This is a genomic window from Klebsiella huaxiensis, from assembly GCF_003261575.2.
GTDB classification, from domain to species: domain Bacteria; phylum Pseudomonadota; class Gammaproteobacteria; order Enterobacterales; family Enterobacteriaceae; genus Klebsiella; species Klebsiella huaxiensis.
Genome location: NZ_CP036175.1, coordinates 3,393,907 through 3,408,199 on the forward strand (window position 1 = coordinate 3,393,907; position 14,293 = coordinate 3,408,199).

Sequence of the window (14,293 nt, forward strand, 5' to 3'; positions counted from 1 at the left end):
TCCCAGGAGAGAATACTATGAAAGCAGCCGTCGTTTTTGACCTGCAACAAGGCCCGATTTGGGCCGATTTTAGCGACCCGCAGCCTACTGAATATGAGACACGGGTCAAAGTGCACGCCTGCGCTATCAGCCATGTCGTGAAAAGCCGGGCCTCCGGCAAACATTACAGTTTTGATGGCCGCCTGCCTTTCGGCGTCGGGATTGATGGCACCGGAACATTGCCTGACGGTCAGCGAGTTTATTTTGCCTTCCCCACCGCCCCGTGGGGCAGCATGGCACAGTGGGCACCGGTCGCGCTAAACCACTGCCTGCCGCTGCCGGATGATCTGGACGACGTTACCGCCGCCGCAATGGCAAATCCAGGCATGTCCGCATGGGCGTCGCTGGTCAAGCGCGCTGGTCTCAAGGCCGGAGAAACGGTGCTTATCAACGGTGCGACCGGTAGCGCCGGACAGCTGGCGGTACAAGTCGCCCGCTTTCTGGGGGCCAAAAAGGTGATTGCCACCGGGCGCAACGCGTTAAAGCTCGCCTCCCTCGGAGCCGATACAATAGTCAACTTAAGCGAAGATGATGCTACCGTGCGGTCACAGTTTGCGCACCTGGCAGCGCGGCAGATTGATGTCGTCGTCGATTACCTGTGGGGTCACAGTGCTGAACTATTGCTCCCGGCGCTGGCAAAGCATAGTCCAGGGAAGGCGCCGGTACGCTTTGTTCAGGTCGGTTCACTCGCCGCTGCCGATATCACGCTCAGCGGCGCAGTATTACGCTCTGCACCGTTGCAACTGATGGGCAGCGGGATTGGTAGCCTGTCCATGCCGCAACTGCTGGCGGCGACCGGGGAAATGCTGCAGGCCGCCGTCGCAGGCGGATTTACCATCGCCACTACTGTGCAGCCGCTTCGTGACATTGCTACGGCCTGGCCGCAGGATGACAGCCAGAAACGCACTGTTTTTATCGTCGATTAAAAAAAATCGCTTCCACACAAAAGTTGGGGTTGATATCTTAAATGAGAAATATTATCTTTCTCATTACCGAATAGTTGAGTAAACAACTCAGGTATTCGGTACGACATTGCTCACATTGCTTCCAGTATTTTTGCCCGCACTTGTGCGGGCTTTTTTTATGATAGCTGACACAGCTTGCACACCCGTTGTCTTAACCAGCAATGGAAGAGACAATCCCTTCGTTAATCAATAAAATCTATTTTAACCCATTCTGCGACTGACACTAACTCCACGGAGCAACTGATGAACGATGAAGTACCACTGAAATATTACGACATTGCCGATGAGTATTCGACCGAATCCGCAGAGCCGGTGAGCGAGTCAGAACGTGAACCATTGGCTCGCTATTTTCAATTGTTGATCACTCGCTTGATGAACAACGAAGAAATCAGTGAGGAAGCACAGGGAGAAATGGCCATTCAAGCGGGGATCAATGAGCAGCGTATTGATGATATCGCGAACTTCCTCAATAAATGGGGCAATGAGTAGATCTTGTTAAAACAACATACGCCAGCCAATGCATCCTTTCCTGGTGAGCCACCATCAAGCCAAACCGTTCGCTGTATGATTGTTACAGAATAAAAAAGTAAGAGCTGGTCATACAGCGACCAGCTTTGCCGAAACTTTAGAAACGATAGCCCGCGGAGAACATAAACACCCACGGATCCAGGCGCACGCTGTCGTGCTGGCGAGCCTCGCCCAGTTTATAGCTCGCGGTGGTGTCGATATCCATGTACCAAACTGACATGTTAATCAACCAGTCGCGGTTAATCAGATAATCCATACCGACCTGACCCGCAGCACCCCAGGAATCTTTCAGGCTCAGATCGGAAATCCCCTGATTTTTACCATTGTCGTTCACACCTTCGTCAAAGAAGGTGGTGTAGTTAATACCCACACCAACATATGGACGCAGCTTGCTGCTCGAATCGCCAAAGTACCACTGCGCCATTAAGGTCGGCGGTAAATGATGAACGGTAGCAATATTGCCGGTTGCTGCGGTCCCGACTTTATGGCGGAACGGCGTCGCAGCCAGCAGTTCAACACCGATATTATCCGTTGCCATATAGGTGAACGTCAGGCCCAGCTGTGTATTGTTGCTAACGTTAAAGCCTCCCAGACTGCCTAACGTACCGCCCGCCCCTTCTGTTGGCCTGACGGTTGCCGAACCTGCACGAATAAAAAATTCACCCGCTTCATGCGCCCAGACGCTGCCGCTGGTGAGAGTGCTCAGAATAACAAACGCCGCTGCTAACTTTTTCATACCCACTTCCTCATTATGGTTATTCAGCGCAAGAATATACCTACAATGAAGTATGTTTGATCCAACATGGATCACACAAAGCTGGGAAATTTAACATTTATTGATCCAGATTAATTTTCACTTTTTCAATGCAATCAGTGATAAGCGCGCAACATCAAAATCCTGCTTTTGCGCTACTCAAGGCAGCGCATCGCTGGTTTCCTCTTCTATTTACAAAGATATACTTAGCGCGCAGGAGCAGAGACTGCTACCCAGGCACGATTTGCGGTACAATCGCCGGCTAGTTAACACCTGCAAGACTCAAGGAGAATGCATGTCTATCACGGCGAAGTCCGTCTACCGTGACACCGGAAACTTTTTCCGTAATCAGTTCGTCACTATTTTGCTGATTGCATTGTTGTGCGCGCTTATTACGGTAGTACTTGGCCATGCCTTTTCACCCAGTGAAGAGCAATTATCGATTCTGAGCGAAGGCGATAGCCTGACGGGTAGCGTCGGGTTGTTCGAGCTGGTGCAAAGTATGACGCCGGAACAGCAGCAGGTCCTGCTACGAGCTTCGGCAGCCTCTACATTCTCTGGACTGGTGGGCAATGCGATCCTTGCGGGCGGCGTTCTGCTGATGATTCAGATGATCTCCGCCGGTCAGCGCGTCAGCGCTCTACGGGCGATCGGCGCTTCCGCGCCGGTATTGCCAAAGCTGCTGCTGCTGATCCTGCTGACGACCTTTGTGGTCCAGATGGGGATGATGCTGGTGGTGGTGCCGGGCGTCCTGCTGGCTATCGTGCTCTCTTTCGCGCCGGTAATGCTGGTGCAGGATAAAATCGGTATCTTCAGCGCCATGCGTAGCAGCATGCGCCTGGCGTGGGCCAATGTACGCCTGGTGGCTCCGGCTATCATCGGCTGGCTGCTGGCGAAAACCCTGCTGCTGCTGTTTGCCTCCAGCTTCGCGGTACTGACGCCAAACGTTGGCGCAATCGTGATAAATACCATCAGCAACCTGATCTCCGCATTGTTGCTGATCTATTTATTCCGCTTGTATATGCTTATTCGCAACTAACTTAATCTGGGCCGGATCCTCCCGGCCCTTCCTGAACGACGGAATCGATGTATGAAGCAGTTTTTGGATTTTTTACCGCTGGTAGTCTTCTTCGCATTCTACAAGCTTTACGATATCTACGCCGCGACGACCGCGCTGATTATCGCCACGGCCATTGTGCTGATCTACAGCTGGGTGCGCTATCGCAAAGTCGAGAAAATGGCGCTGATTACTTTTGTACTGGTCGCCGTATTCGGCGGACTGACCATCTTCTTCCATAACGACGAGTTTATTAAATGGAAGGTGACGGTTATCTACGTTCTGTTCGCCAGCGCGCTGCTGTTTAGCCAGTGGGTGATGAAAAAGCCGCTGATCCAGCGCATGCTGGGTAAAGAGCTGACGCTGCCGCAGCAAGTGTGGTCGCGCCTGAATCTGGCCTGGGCGGTGTTCTTCATCCTGTGCGGGTTGGCGAATATCTACATCGCTTTCTGGCTACCGCAGAATATTTGGGTCAACTTCAAAGTCTTCGGCCTGACGGCTCTGACACTGGTGTTCACCCTGCTGAGCGGCGTTTACATCTATCGCCATATGCCGCAGGACGACAATCACTAAGTTCGCTTCGGCACGCATAATTCTCTGCGTGCCGCCCTTCTTTTCCCTTACCATTCAATTTATTCCCCCTTCAGACAACTAATTAAATTTCAGGTTTGTCGACACTAAACCGGTTTAACTCATTATTCTGGGTCCCTCCGACAGCATTTCCCATTGAGACTGATTTCTAACCGTCGAAAACGTTTCTTCATTATCCTTGCCATAAGTTGGAAAGTTGCGGCAATTGTGAGGATTTCATGGAGATTCCCTCCCTACAATTGTAATGATAATAATTATCATTGATATTCTCGATCTCAATTTTTCATGATTTGATATGGATATTCATAATGAGACCGCAGAAAAATCACATAGCAACGCCTCTTGCCCTGGCCATCGCAGGCTTACTTAGCCCGGGTGTTTTCGCCGAAGAGGTAGAGCAGGATACCGAAACGATGGTCGTTCGGGGAACCGCTGAAGAAGCGCTCAAACAGCAGCCGGGCGTTTCGATCATCACCGCAGAAGATATCGCTAAAGATCCTCCGGTTAACGATCTGTCAGAAATCATTCGTAAAATGCCCGGTGTCAATCTGACCGGCAACAGCGCCAGCGGCAGCCGCGGCAACAACCGACAGATTGATATTCGCGGCATGGGGCCGGAAAACACGCTGATTCTTATCGATGGCGTGCCCGTCAGTTCAAGAAACTCGGTACGTTATAGCTGGCGCGGCGAGCGCGATACCCGCGGCGACAGCAACTGGGTTCCGCCGGAAATGGTCGAGCGTATCGAGGTTCTGCGCGGCCCTGCTGCGGCGCGCTACGGCTCCGGCGCCGCGGGCGGCGTGGTGAATATTATTACTAAACGCCCAACTAACGACTGGCACGGCTCGCTTTCGCTCTATACCAATCAGCCAGAAAATAATAAAGAAGGCTCCACCAACCGGGCTAACTTTAACCTTAACGGACCACTGGCCGGCGATGCCCTGACGATGCGTCTGTACGGCAACATAAACAAAACGGAGCCCGATGCCTGGGATATCAACCACGCGCAAAATGGCTCTTATGCCGCAGGCCGCGAAGGCGTTCGCAACAAAGATATTAACGCCCTGCTGTCATGGAAAGTGACGCCGCAGCAGATTGTCGATTTCAGCTACGCCTATAGCCGCCAGGGCAATATTTATGCCGGAGATACTCAGTACAGCAACGGCAACGTCAGTCCAAACGGGCTGGTGGATTCGCTTTACGGCCAGGAAACAAACCGGATGTACCGTCAGACCTGGGGCCTGACCTATAACGGCATCTGGGACTGGGGCCAGTCGAAAGCGGGCGTCTACTACGAAAAAACCAACAACACCCGCCTGAAGGAAGGTTCCACCGGCCGCGTAGAAGGAATGATCAACAGCGATGAATATGCCACCAGCCGCCTGGAATCATGGCGATCAACCGGCGAGTTGAATATTCCTTTCAACTGGTTGGCTGAACAGACCCTCACGTTGGGTATGGAGTGGAATCGCGATGAACTGAATGACCCGGCGTCGATGCTGGCTACCAGCACGGGCGAAGATATTACTAACGGCATTTCCGGAGATCCTTCGCAACGTAGCACCAAAAATAGCGCCACCCTGACCGGTATCTATCTCGAAGACAATATTGAAGCGACGCCGGGCACCAATATTATTCCCGGTCTGCGCTTTGACTATCACAACGATTTCGGCAGTAACTGGAGCCCGAGCCTGAACCTGTCACAGGATCTGGGCGATATGTTTAAGGTCAAAGCGGGTATTGCCCGGGTGTTCAAAGCACCGAACCTGTACCAGTCTAGTGAAGGTTATCTACTAGCAACTAACGGTAACGGCTGCCCAAATACCGTCTCCGACGGCAAGTGCTATCTGTTGGGTAATCCGGATCTTGACCCGGAAATCAGCATCAACAAAGAGATCGGCCTTGAATTTAACTTAAATGGCTACAACGCCGGTATCACCTGGTTCCGTAACGATTACAAAAACAAAATCGTCTCCGGTACCGACGTACTGGGCTATACCTCCGGTGGCTATAATATTCTGCAGTGGCAAAACGGCGGTAAAGCGGTCGTTGAAGGTCTCGAAGGTACCTTGCTGGTTCCGGTGATTGCCGATACGCTGAACTGGCGCACCAACGCCACCTATATGATCAAATCGGAAAACAAAGATACCGGCAACCCGCTGTCCGTCATTCCGAAATATACCATCAACACCATGCTCGACTGGCAGATTAACAGCAAGCTTTCGGCGAACGTCAACTGGACGATGTACGGTAGGCAGAAACCGCGCGAATACGCTGAAATTCGTAACGAGATTGGCGTACTGGCGACCAACGAAGTCGGTTCCTATTCTGTCGTCGGAATTGGCGGTAACTATCAGTTGATGAAAGATTTACGCCTGAATGCCGGGATCAGCAACCTGTTCGATAAGCAGCTTTATCGCGAAAACTCGGGCGCGTCGACCTACAACGAACCGGGTCGCGCATACTACGCTGGCGTCACGCTCTCCTTCTAAACCTCTACGCCCGCATTAGCGGGCGTCTCCCCCTATTCTCTCCACGCCCTTTTCATAGTAGCATCGCGCCTGATCATCTTTGACGAGTACAGAGTAGAGAATGACGACAGCAGATCTCGCGCCGAAGGGCGAATTGGTTTTACGCACCCTGGCGATGCCAGCGGACACCAACGCCAACGGCGATATTTTTGGCGGCTGGCTAATGTCGCAAATGGATATCGGCGGCGCCATTATGGCGAAAGAAATTGCCCATGGTCGCGTGGTGACCGTGCGCGTCGACGGCATGACCTTTTTACGTCCGGTCGCCGTCGGTGATGTGGTGTGTTGCTACGCCAACTGCGTGAAGCGCGGTAATACCTCGGTGACCATCAATATGGAAGTATGGGTAAAGAAAGTGTCGTCTGAGCCAATCGGCCAACGCTACAAGGCAACCGAAGCGCTGTTTATCTACGTTGCGGTGGATAACCAAGGTAAGCCGCGCGCGCTACCTGCCCAATAATGCAGATAGCCCGGCAACCTTGCCGGGCTATCTGATTACAGGAAACCAAGTAAAGAAAAGAAGAAGTAGCCGATCACGATGGTAATCACCGGCAGCACGTAGAGCGGGAAATACTGCACCAGAATCGTATGACGCGGCACCACGACACGTTCGGCGATCTGCTCGCGCGTCAGCCCTTCCGTCCCCCTGGCCTGCTCAAGAATCAGCTGATCCTCAACCCCCTCACGCAGAAACTTCGCCTGACGGCTCATCCGCGCGCCGGATGCCTGCAGCGCCATCCCGACAAAGATCAGGATATAGATAATCCAGAAGCCGATATTCATACCGTGCTTAAAGTCCGGGAGCGGCGAGTTGTACCAAAAGAAATTCAGGAACGGCGTATTGAAGCGCATCATCTCGATCATTACGTGCGCAAAATCCATCATCACCGCATCAATCCCCGGCTTTTTCTCGCTGTGCTCGTACATAAACTTCAGTACCGAAATCAGCGTCGAGATAACTGCCGGAATAAACACCACCCACCCCAAAATACGTTTAAATACTGCAATGCGTCCAGCTTGTTGATACGTCATGGGTTCCCCTTGTTAAGACGCTCTAGCCACTCTAAGAACCTATCTCAGGCTATTTCACTTGCCACTTTGGACCTGGGCAGTGCTCACAAAGATTTATCTTTGAACGCCCTTCAGGGCGGCCCGAAGGGTGAGCGAAGCAAATCAAATCCTCACGTACTTCATGTACGCTCCGGTTTCTGCGCGCTGTCCGTGTCCAAATTGGCTACGCCAATAACGCCTGGTGGTATACGCTCTAAGTCTACCTTCGTCGGCGAATTTCGCCCAATAATGCGCGGTATGATATACCATGAGTGCCAATTCGTTATCTACTTACGCTACAGGAGAGGGACTTATGTCGGCCAGGCGACAGATTCATGCCGCAATTTTTGATATGGATGGATTACTGATTGATTCCGAACCGCTATGGGATAAGGCAGAGCTGGAGGTGATTGCAAGTCTCGGAGTGGATATTAGCCGCCGCAGTGAAATGCCCGATATTCTGGGGCTGCGCATCGATTTAGTCGTCGACCTGTGGTTTGCTCAACAGCCGTGGACAGGCCCGGATCGCGCTGAAGTCACCGCGCGAATTATCAACCGCGCTATCCAACTGGTTGAAGAAGCGCGTCCGCTTCTTCCCGGCGCGCGGGAAGCGGTGGCAATGTGTAAAGCTCAGGGACTGAAAATCGGCCTTGCCTCAGCATCGCCGCTACGGATGCTGGAAAAAGTCCTCACCATGTTTGAGCTGCGCGACCAGTTTGACGCCCTCTCGTCTGCCGAATTGCTGCCATTCAGCAAACCGCACCCGCAGGTTTATCTGAACTGCGCGGAAAAACTTGGCGTCAGCCCGCTGAACTGCGTGGCGCTGGAAGATTCTGTCAACGGCATGATTGCCAGCAAAGCGGCGCGAATGCGCTCTATTGTCGTGCCTGAAGAAGAAAATAGCCGCGATCCTCGCTTTGTGCTGGCCGATGTGAAGCTGACGAGCCTGAAATCCCTCACCCTGACCGACCTGCTCGGTTAAGCCATCCAGTGATAATGGGATAGTATCCCTATCCCATTATCATAAAATTAAAACACCGTTTCATTTTTAATTGTTTTTTCTTCCTCCGCCCTCTATGCTTGTCCTTAATGGCGTTATTTAACGCATGAAATCAGCATACAGAGGTGCATATGGTACTGAACGCCTTTGACCTTACGGGTAAGGTCGCTATCGTAACGGGTTGTGATACCGGGCTCGGCCAGGGCATGACGCTGGGCCTTGCGCAAGCCAGGTGCGATATCGTCGGGGTCAATCGTAGAATTCCCCATGAAACGGCGGAAAAGGTTCAGGCGTTGGGCCGACGCTTTACCGCTATCCAGGCCGATTTGAGCCACCAGGATGAGATTGACTCGATAGTCACTCAGGCCGTTGCTGCGATGGGCAGAGTCGATATTCTGGTCAACAACGCCGGCACTATCCGCCGCACCGATGCGCTCGATTTTTCAGAAAAAGACTGGGATGACGTCCTGAATCTGAATCTGAAATCGGTCTTTTTTCTTTCGCAAGCGGTCGCCCGGCAGTTTATTCGGCAAGGCGATGGCGGAAAAATCATTAACATCGCCTCAATGCTCTCTTTTCAGGGAGGCATTAGAGTGCCTTCATATACCGCCTCAAAAAGCGGCGTTCTCGGCATTACTCGCCTGATGGCTAATGAATGGGCGGGACATCGCATCAACGTTAACGCCATCGCACCGGGATATATGGCGACCAACAACACTCAGCAATTACGTGACGATGCCGAGCGCAGTAAAGAGATCCTCGACCGCATTCCTGCCGGTCGCTGGGGCGTTCCGGATGACCTGCAAGGGCCGGTGGTATTCCTCGCCTCTAAGGCCGCAGATTACGTCAGTGGCTATACTCTGGCGGTTGACGGCGGCTGGTTGTCGCGTTAAGGATTTTGTGACATAGAGTTACACCGTCACCTCTTCCGCACACTGTATAAAAACCCTATACTGTATGAATTGACAGTTTAGGGTTTCTTATCATGACGGCGGAAGGTCACCTTCTCTTTTCTATCGCCTGTGCGGTATTTGCGAAAAACGCGGAATTAACCCCCGTGCTGGCCCAGGGGGACTGGTGGCATATTGTCCCTTCCGCAATTTTGACCTGCCTGCTGCCCGATATCGATCACCCTAAGTCATTTCTCGGGCAGCGTTTACGCTGGATATCAAAACCGATAGCCCGCGCCTTTGGTCATCGCGGCTTCACCCATAGCCTGCTGGTGGTCTTCGGCGCTCTTGCGCTGTTCTCGTTAAAAGTGCCCGATGGCTGGATAATCCCGGCGGACGCTGTCCAGGGGCTGGTGCTGGGCTATCTCAGCCATATCCTTGCCGACATGCTGACTCCTGCGGGAGTGCCTCTACTTTGGCCCTGCCGCTGGCGTTTTCGCTTACCTATCCTCGCTCCGCGTAAAGGCAACCAGTTGGAGCGCGCGCTGTGTATGGCGCTCTTCATCTATGCGGTGTGGATGCCGCAGACTTTTGCCGATAATAGCGCCGTGCGCTGGTCATCGAGCATGATTAACACGCTGCAAACCACCTTTAATCGATTTATTAGTCACCAGGCAGGACAATAAACAAGCGAATTATCCATTTAGTTATAATCAATTCCATTTGAATATAAGTAACGAATAACGCCTTCTGCTACCCTTGCCGTCATAAGAGTTGGTTATTGACCAACCCGGTAAAAAAGATATCAGGAGAACGGGGATGAATTTTCCATTAATAGCGAACGTTATCGTGTTCGCGGTTTTGCTGTTGGCGCTGGCTCAAACCCGCCACAAACAGTGGAGCCTCGCTAAAAAAGTACTGGTCGGTCTGGTTATCGGCGTTATTTTCGGCCTGGCGCTGCAATTTATCTATGGTTCCGACAGCCAGGTACTGAAGGATTCTATCCAGTGGTTCAATATCGTCGGTAACGGCTATGTTCAGCTACTGCAAATGATCGTTATGCCGCTGGTCTTCGCCTCTATCCTGAGCGCGGTCGCCCGCCTGCATAACGCTTCACAGCTGGGTAAAATCAGCTTTTTGAGCATTGGTACTCTGCTTTTCACCACGCTGATTGCAGCACTGGTCGGTGTTCTGGTCACCAATCTGTTTGGCCTGACCGCTGAAGGGCTGGTGCAAGGCAGTGCGGAAACCGCTCGTCTTAACGCCATTCAGAGCAACTATGCCGGTAAAGTGGCGGACCTGAGCGTCCCGCAGCTGATCCTCTCTTTCGTGCCGAAGAACCCGTTTGCCGATCTGACAGGCGCGAACCCAACGTCGATTATCAGCGTGGTTATCTTTGCGGCCTTCCTGGGCGTCGCAGCGCTGAAGTTGCTTAAAGATGACGTTGCCAAAGGCCAGCGCGTGCTCACCGCCATCGACACGCTGCAAAGCTGGGTTATGAAGTTAGTGCGTCTGGTAATGCAGTTAACGCCGTATGGCGTGCTGGCGCTGATGACCAAAGTGGTTGCTGGCTCTAACTTGCAGGACATCATCAAGCTCGGCAGCTTCGTTATCGCCTCTTACCTTGGTCTGGGTATTATGTTCGTGGTGCACGGCCTGCTGCTGGCAGTGAACGGCGTGAGCCCGCTGAAGTACTTCCGCAAAGTGTTGCCAGTGCTGACCTTCGCCTTTACCAGTCGTTCCAGCGCTGCGTCTATTCCGTTGAACGTCGAAGCGCAAACCCGCCGACTGGGGGTACCGGAATCTATCGCCAGCTTCTCAGCATCATTCGGCGCGACCATTGGTCAGAACGGTTGTGCGGGTCTTTACCCGGCAATGTTGGCAGTCATGGTCGCTCCGACCGTCGGTATCAACCCGTTCGATCCGCTATGGATTGCCACCTTGGTGGGCATTGTCACCGTCAGTTCAGCAGGCGTTGCGGGCGTTGGCGGCGGCGCAACCTTTGCCGCGCTGATCGTCCTGCCGGCAATGGGTCTGCCGGTGACGCTGGTGGCGCTGTTAATTTCAGTTGAACCACTGATTGATATGGGTCGTACCGCGCTGAACGTCAGCGGTTCAATGACCGCCGGTACCCTGACCAGCCAGTGGCTGCGTCAAACCGACAAAACCATTCTTGATAGCGAAGAGGATGCCGAACTGGCCCACCGCTAATCTGAGAAGGCCATAAAGCCTTCAGAGATAAAAAAACCGCTGATGGCCTCAGCGGTTTTTTTGTTTTAGCGCGCGCCCTCAGGCATCTATCTCGCCTTCCTGCCTCATCTGCTCCGCCCAACGTTGCGCCGCTTCCGGCACGTTAAACGGCGGTGAGCGGCGAAAATGTTCGTTCACCAGCACAAAGGCGACGTACTTATTGCGCAGCACCCAGACATCGCGATAACCGTCCATTTTGACGGCGTGTTCCGGCGGCGCTGGCTCCACTCGAGGCACGTAGCTAATGACCTGACGATTTTGTTGGCGATGTGGCTTCATCACAAATAGATTCACTAAACAAAGCGGGAAACAGAAACCCCTATCATAGCTGAAAGCCCCCCCTTTCGTCGCCCCTTGTATGTGCGTTTGGTTATCAGTGTACGGAATTAGCCTGGCCGAGCGAGAAGGGATAAAGAGGGGATCGTTGCAAGAAATATACACTGAGAAAGCCCGACCAGGTTGAGTCGGGCCCGATTTTTTACACGTCGCGATAGGTTCCGAGCCGATAGCCGCGTTCGGCTATCGCGTACTTCAGCGAATCAGATGTCAGCACATCCAGTTCGGTCAGACGCGGGTAACAATAAGCGCTGCCCATAATGGTGTTATCGACAAAAGCCGGGTGGCACATCACTTCCAGCGACTTTTCATCACGCTGGATGGATGCTTCCAGAGTTTGCAGAAACAGCCCTTCACAAACAGCTTCACCATAGAATTCACTGGCAAATCCCTCGCTGCTGCGCGCCGCATCCTGCTCCAGCCCGGAAAGGGTCGCCAGCTGGCGATCGATACGCATCGCCACGCCCTTCTCACGTGCAAACGCCGCCACAATGGGGTAGATCTGCGCAATCATATGCACGTGGTGATGGCTATCAATATGCGTCGGCTCATAGCCAAACAGCTCGACAAACCGGCGATACTGGCACTCCAGCTCGTGCGCGATTTCATCCAGCGGCAGGCTATCCTCTTCCGCCATCTGCCAAATCCACTTACCCAGACGCCCTTCGCGGGTTAAGCCCGGCATCGCCGACAACGGTTCGCCCAACGTCAGGACAAAGTGCATTCCGACCGCCAGCTCCGGTACACCGCGGCTGAGTTGGGCGGCGTGGCTAATCGCCGCGCCGTTGACCAGTGCCGTCGTGGAGGTTACCAGACCATTTTTGCAAGCTTCGACAATACCGTAGTTTTGCCCCTTGCTGAGGCCAAAATCATCTGCATTGACGATTAACACGCGTTCCATGAGCCGCTCCCTTTACTGTTTCAGTTTTTCGATAGTCGCCGCAAAGTTTGGCAGCCATTGCTCGTGCGCGAGGATCATCTCCCGCGCCAGCTTCTCGGCATCACGATCGGAGTGGATCAGCGGGCTCAGGTTAAGCGCCAGCAGGACATCATCCAGCTTGCCGCTGATTGCCGCTTCGCTGGCCGCCACTTCAAAACCCTTGATGGTGTAAATCAGCCCCAGTACTTTCTCATCGAAATGCGTGATGCGCGGTGTCGGCTTCGCGCCATCACGGCCCAATGTGCAGGTCATTTCCACCGCCCAGTCGGCCGGGATGTTATCAATGTGGCCATGATGCGGCACGTTCACGTAGTGCTCGGCCTGCTTATCATTGTAGATGGCGTTGATCACTTCACAGGCTGCGTCTGAGTAGTATGCCCCGCCGCGCTGCTCCAGCTCTTTCGGTTTGATGTTCAGATCCGGATTTTTATACAGCTCGAACAGCTGTTTCTCAACTTTCTGCACCACCTGTGCGCGCGCACCGCCTTTATAGTACTCACCCATTTCAATCGCCAGCATCTCCTTTGGCTTGAAGTAGTAAAGCAGATAGGAGCACGGAATCAGGCGCAGTGAGCGAATCAGCCCTTCGCTAAACGGCAAATCAAAGATATTTTTCACTGAGTTTGCGGTCAGGCGACCGGAAGCCACGCCGTCCAGAAGTTCGTCAAAGCGCGAAACGCCGTTAACCAGCACGTCGCGGACAAACACCAGATGATTCAGACCAAACAGATCGATGTTCAGCTCATCGCTCGGGCTCAGCTTCAGCACGTCGGTGATAAACATCTTCATGCCGATTGGAATATTGCACACGCCGATAAAGCGCTTAAAGCCGGTGTGGCGATAGACCGCTTCGGTCACCATACCTGCCGGGTTGGTAAAGTTAATCACCCAGGCGTTAGGGCAGACTTCCTGCACATCTTTTACGATGTCAAAAATGACCGGAATAGTGCGCAGGCCTTTAAACAGACCGCCCGCACCGTTGGTTTCCTGGCCTAAATAACCATGGCTCAGCGGAATACGTTCGTCTTTCTCACGCGCCTTCAGTTGACCAACGCGCAGTTGGGTGGTCACGAAATCCGCCCCTTCCAGCGCCGCACGGCGATCGAGGGTTTTATAGACTTTCATCGGCACGCCGGCTTTTTCCACCATGCGCTGGCACAGGGCGTGGATAATATCGAGCTTTTCCTGCCCTTCTGCAACGTCCACCAGCCACAGTTCGGTAATTGGCAGTTCATGATAACGTTTCAGGAACCCTTCCAGTAATTCCGGGGTATAGCTGCTGCCGCCACCGATAGTCACGACTTTTAATTTCTGGCTCATTATTTTCTCCCTTGTGGACTACGCATATACGTATCCCACTCT

The 14,293-nt window shown here is 53.0% G+C and carries 15 protein-coding genes; 10 read left to right on the forward strand and 5 right to left on the reverse strand.

Annotated features, from left to right (window positions below; genetic code table 11):
* Positions 1-17 precede the first annotated feature (17 nt).
* Both DA718_RS16345 and DA718_RS16350 read left to right on the forward strand, forming a co-directional pair.
* Positions 18-965, forward strand: a complete 948-nt coding sequence (locus DA718_RS16345; protein WP_112216784.1) for a quinone oxidoreductase family protein — start codon at positions 18-20, stop codon at positions 963-965.
* 282 nt (positions 966-1,247) lie between these two features.
* Positions 1,248-1,493: a YmjA family protein gene (locus DA718_RS16350; RefSeq protein WP_112216783.1), complete on the forward strand. Its 246-nt coding sequence runs from the start codon at positions 1,248-1,250 to the stop codon at positions 1,491-1,493.
* Between the two features lie 136 nt (positions 1,494-1,629).
* Here DA718_RS16350 and ompW read toward each other — a convergent pair whose 3' ends face one another.
* On the reverse strand, positions 1,630-2,268 hold the full coding sequence (gene ompW / locus DA718_RS16355) for an outer membrane protein OmpW (RefSeq protein WP_112216782.1): 639 nt from the start codon (positions 2,266-2,268) through the stop codon (positions 1,630-1,632).
* A 313-nt stretch (positions 2,269-2,581) separates the two neighbouring features.
* Here ompW and DA718_RS16360 point away from each other — a divergent pair, with 313 nt between their 5' ends.
* The 4 genes from DA718_RS16360 (at position 2,582) to yciA (ending at position 6,925) form a co-directional block, all read left to right on the forward strand.
* Positions 2,582-3,325: a YciC family protein gene (locus DA718_RS16360; RefSeq protein ID WP_112216781.1), complete on the forward strand. Its 744-nt coding sequence runs from the start codon at positions 2,582-2,584 to the stop codon at positions 3,323-3,325.
* Between the two features lie 51 nt (positions 3,326-3,376).
* On the forward strand, positions 3,377-3,916 hold the full coding sequence (locus DA718_RS16365; protein ID WP_004101360.1) for a septation protein A: 540 nt from the start codon (positions 3,377-3,379) through the stop codon (positions 3,914-3,916).
* A 326-nt stretch (positions 3,917-4,242) separates the two neighbouring features.
* On the forward strand, positions 4,243-6,426 hold the full coding sequence (locus DA718_RS16370; protein ID WP_112216780.1) for a TonB-dependent siderophore receptor: 2,184 nt from the start codon (positions 4,243-4,245) through the stop codon (positions 6,424-6,426).
* Between the two features lie 100 nt (positions 6,427-6,526).
* Positions 6,527-6,925 carry an acyl-CoA thioester hydrolase YciA gene (yciA, locus tag DA718_RS16375; RefSeq protein WP_112216779.1) on the forward strand — a complete coding sequence of 133 codons (399 nt, stop codon included), beginning with the start codon at positions 6,527-6,529 and terminating at the stop codon, positions 6,923-6,925.
* A gap of 35 nt (positions 6,926-6,960) precedes the next feature.
* Here yciA and DA718_RS16380 read toward each other — a convergent pair whose 3' ends face one another.
* Positions 6,961-7,497, reverse strand: coding sequence for a YniB family protein (locus tag DA718_RS16380; RefSeq protein ID WP_112216778.1), 537 nt, complete (start codon positions 7,495-7,497; stop codon positions 6,961-6,963).
* A gap of 331 nt (positions 7,498-7,828) precedes the next feature.
* On the opposite strand from DA718_RS16380, the gene hxpB reads away from it, so the two are divergent.
* The 4 genes from hxpB to DA718_RS16400 all read left to right on the forward strand — a co-directional run bounded on the left by hxpB (position 7,829) and on the right by DA718_RS16400 (position 11,616).
* Positions 7,829-8,497, forward strand: a complete 669-nt coding sequence (hxpB, locus tag DA718_RS16385) for a hexitol phosphatase HxpB (protein ID WP_112216776.1) — start codon at positions 7,829-7,831, stop codon at positions 8,495-8,497.
* A 149-nt stretch (positions 8,498-8,646) separates the two neighbouring features.
* Positions 8,647-9,408 carry a 2-dehydro-3-deoxy-D-gluconate 5-dehydrogenase KduD gene (gene kduD, locus DA718_RS16390; protein WP_112216775.1) on the forward strand — a complete coding sequence of 254 codons (762 nt, stop codon included), beginning with the start codon at positions 8,647-8,649 and terminating at the stop codon, positions 9,406-9,408.
* Between the two features lie 92 nt (positions 9,409-9,500).
* Positions 9,501-10,091 carry a metal-dependent hydrolase gene (locus DA718_RS16395; RefSeq protein ID WP_112216774.1) on the forward strand — a complete coding sequence of 197 codons (591 nt, stop codon included), beginning with the start codon at positions 9,501-9,503 and terminating at the stop codon, positions 10,089-10,091.
* A gap of 133 nt (positions 10,092-10,224) precedes the next feature.
* Positions 10,225-11,616: an L-cystine transporter gene (locus tag DA718_RS16400; protein WP_112216773.1), complete on the forward strand. Its 1,392-nt coding sequence runs from the start codon at positions 10,225-10,227 to the stop codon at positions 11,614-11,616.
* 78 nt (positions 11,617-11,694) lie between these two features.
* Here DA718_RS16400 and cedA read toward each other — a convergent pair whose 3' ends face one another.
* From cedA to DA718_RS16415, 3 genes are all read right to left on the reverse strand, one after another.
* Positions 11,695-11,934 carry a cell division activator CedA gene (gene cedA, locus DA718_RS16405; RefSeq protein ID WP_267285573.1) on the reverse strand — a complete coding sequence of 80 codons (240 nt, stop codon included), beginning with the start codon at positions 11,932-11,934 and terminating at the stop codon, positions 11,695-11,697.
* A 199-nt stretch (positions 11,935-12,133) separates the two neighbouring features.
* Positions 12,134-12,892: a chitin disaccharide deacetylase gene (gene chbG, locus DA718_RS16410; RefSeq protein ID WP_112216772.1), complete on the reverse strand. Its 759-nt coding sequence runs from the start codon at positions 12,890-12,892 to the stop codon at positions 12,134-12,136.
* A 12-nt stretch (positions 12,893-12,904) separates the two neighbouring features.
* Positions 12,905-14,251, reverse strand: a complete 1,347-nt coding sequence (locus DA718_RS16415; protein ID WP_112216771.1) for a 6-phospho-beta-glucosidase — start codon at positions 14,249-14,251, stop codon at positions 12,905-12,907.
* Positions 14,252-14,293 lie beyond the last annotated feature (42 nt).

Bases quoted from the DNA above. Each gene is read 5' to 3' on its own strand.
- DA718_RS16345 (WP_112216784.1), top strand. From the start codon at position 18: ATGAAAGCAGCCGTCGTTTTTGACCTGCAACAAGGCCCGATTTGGGCC.
- DA718_RS16350 (WP_112216783.1), top strand. From the start codon at position 1,248: ATGAACGATGAAGTACCACTGAAATATTACGACATTGCCGATGAGTAT.
- ompW (WP_112216782.1), bottom strand. From the start codon at position 2,268: ATGAAAAAGTTAGCAGCGGCGTTTGTTATTCTGAGCACTCTCACCAGC.
- DA718_RS16360 (WP_112216781.1), top strand. From the start codon at position 2,582: ATGTCTATCACGGCGAAGTCCGTCTACCGTGACACCGGAAACTTTTTC.
- DA718_RS16365 (WP_004101360.1), top strand. From the start codon at position 3,377: ATGAAGCAGTTTTTGGATTTTTTACCGCTGGTAGTCTTCTTCGCATTC.
- DA718_RS16370 (WP_112216780.1), top strand. From the start codon at position 4,243: ATGAGACCGCAGAAAAATCACATAGCAACGCCTCTTGCCCTGGCCATC.
- yciA (WP_112216779.1), top strand. From the start codon at position 6,527: ATGACGACAGCAGATCTCGCGCCGAAGGGCGAATTGGTTTTACGCACC.
- DA718_RS16380 (WP_112216778.1), bottom strand. From the start codon at position 7,497: ATGACGTATCAACAAGCTGGACGCATTGCAGTATTTAAACGTATTTTG.
- hxpB (WP_112216776.1), top strand. From the start codon at position 7,829: ATGTCGGCCAGGCGACAGATTCATGCCGCAATTTTTGATATGGATGGA.
- kduD (WP_112216775.1), top strand. From the start codon at position 8,647: ATGGTACTGAACGCCTTTGACCTTACGGGTAAGGTCGCTATCGTAACG.
- DA718_RS16395 (WP_112216774.1), top strand. From the start codon at position 9,501: ATGACGGCGGAAGGTCACCTTCTCTTTTCTATCGCCTGTGCGGTATTT.
- DA718_RS16400 (WP_112216773.1), top strand. From the start codon at position 10,225: ATGAATTTTCCATTAATAGCGAACGTTATCGTGTTCGCGGTTTTGCTG.
- cedA (WP_267285573.1), bottom strand. From the start codon at position 11,934: ATGAAGCCACATCGCCAACAAAATCGTCAGGTCATTAGCTACGTGCCT.
- chbG (WP_112216772.1), bottom strand. From the start codon at position 12,892: ATGGAACGCGTGTTAATCGTCAATGCAGATGATTTTGGCCTCAGCAAG.
- DA718_RS16415 (WP_112216771.1), bottom strand. From the start codon at position 14,251: ATGAGCCAGAAATTAAAAGTCGTGACTATCGGTGGCGGCAGCAGCTAT.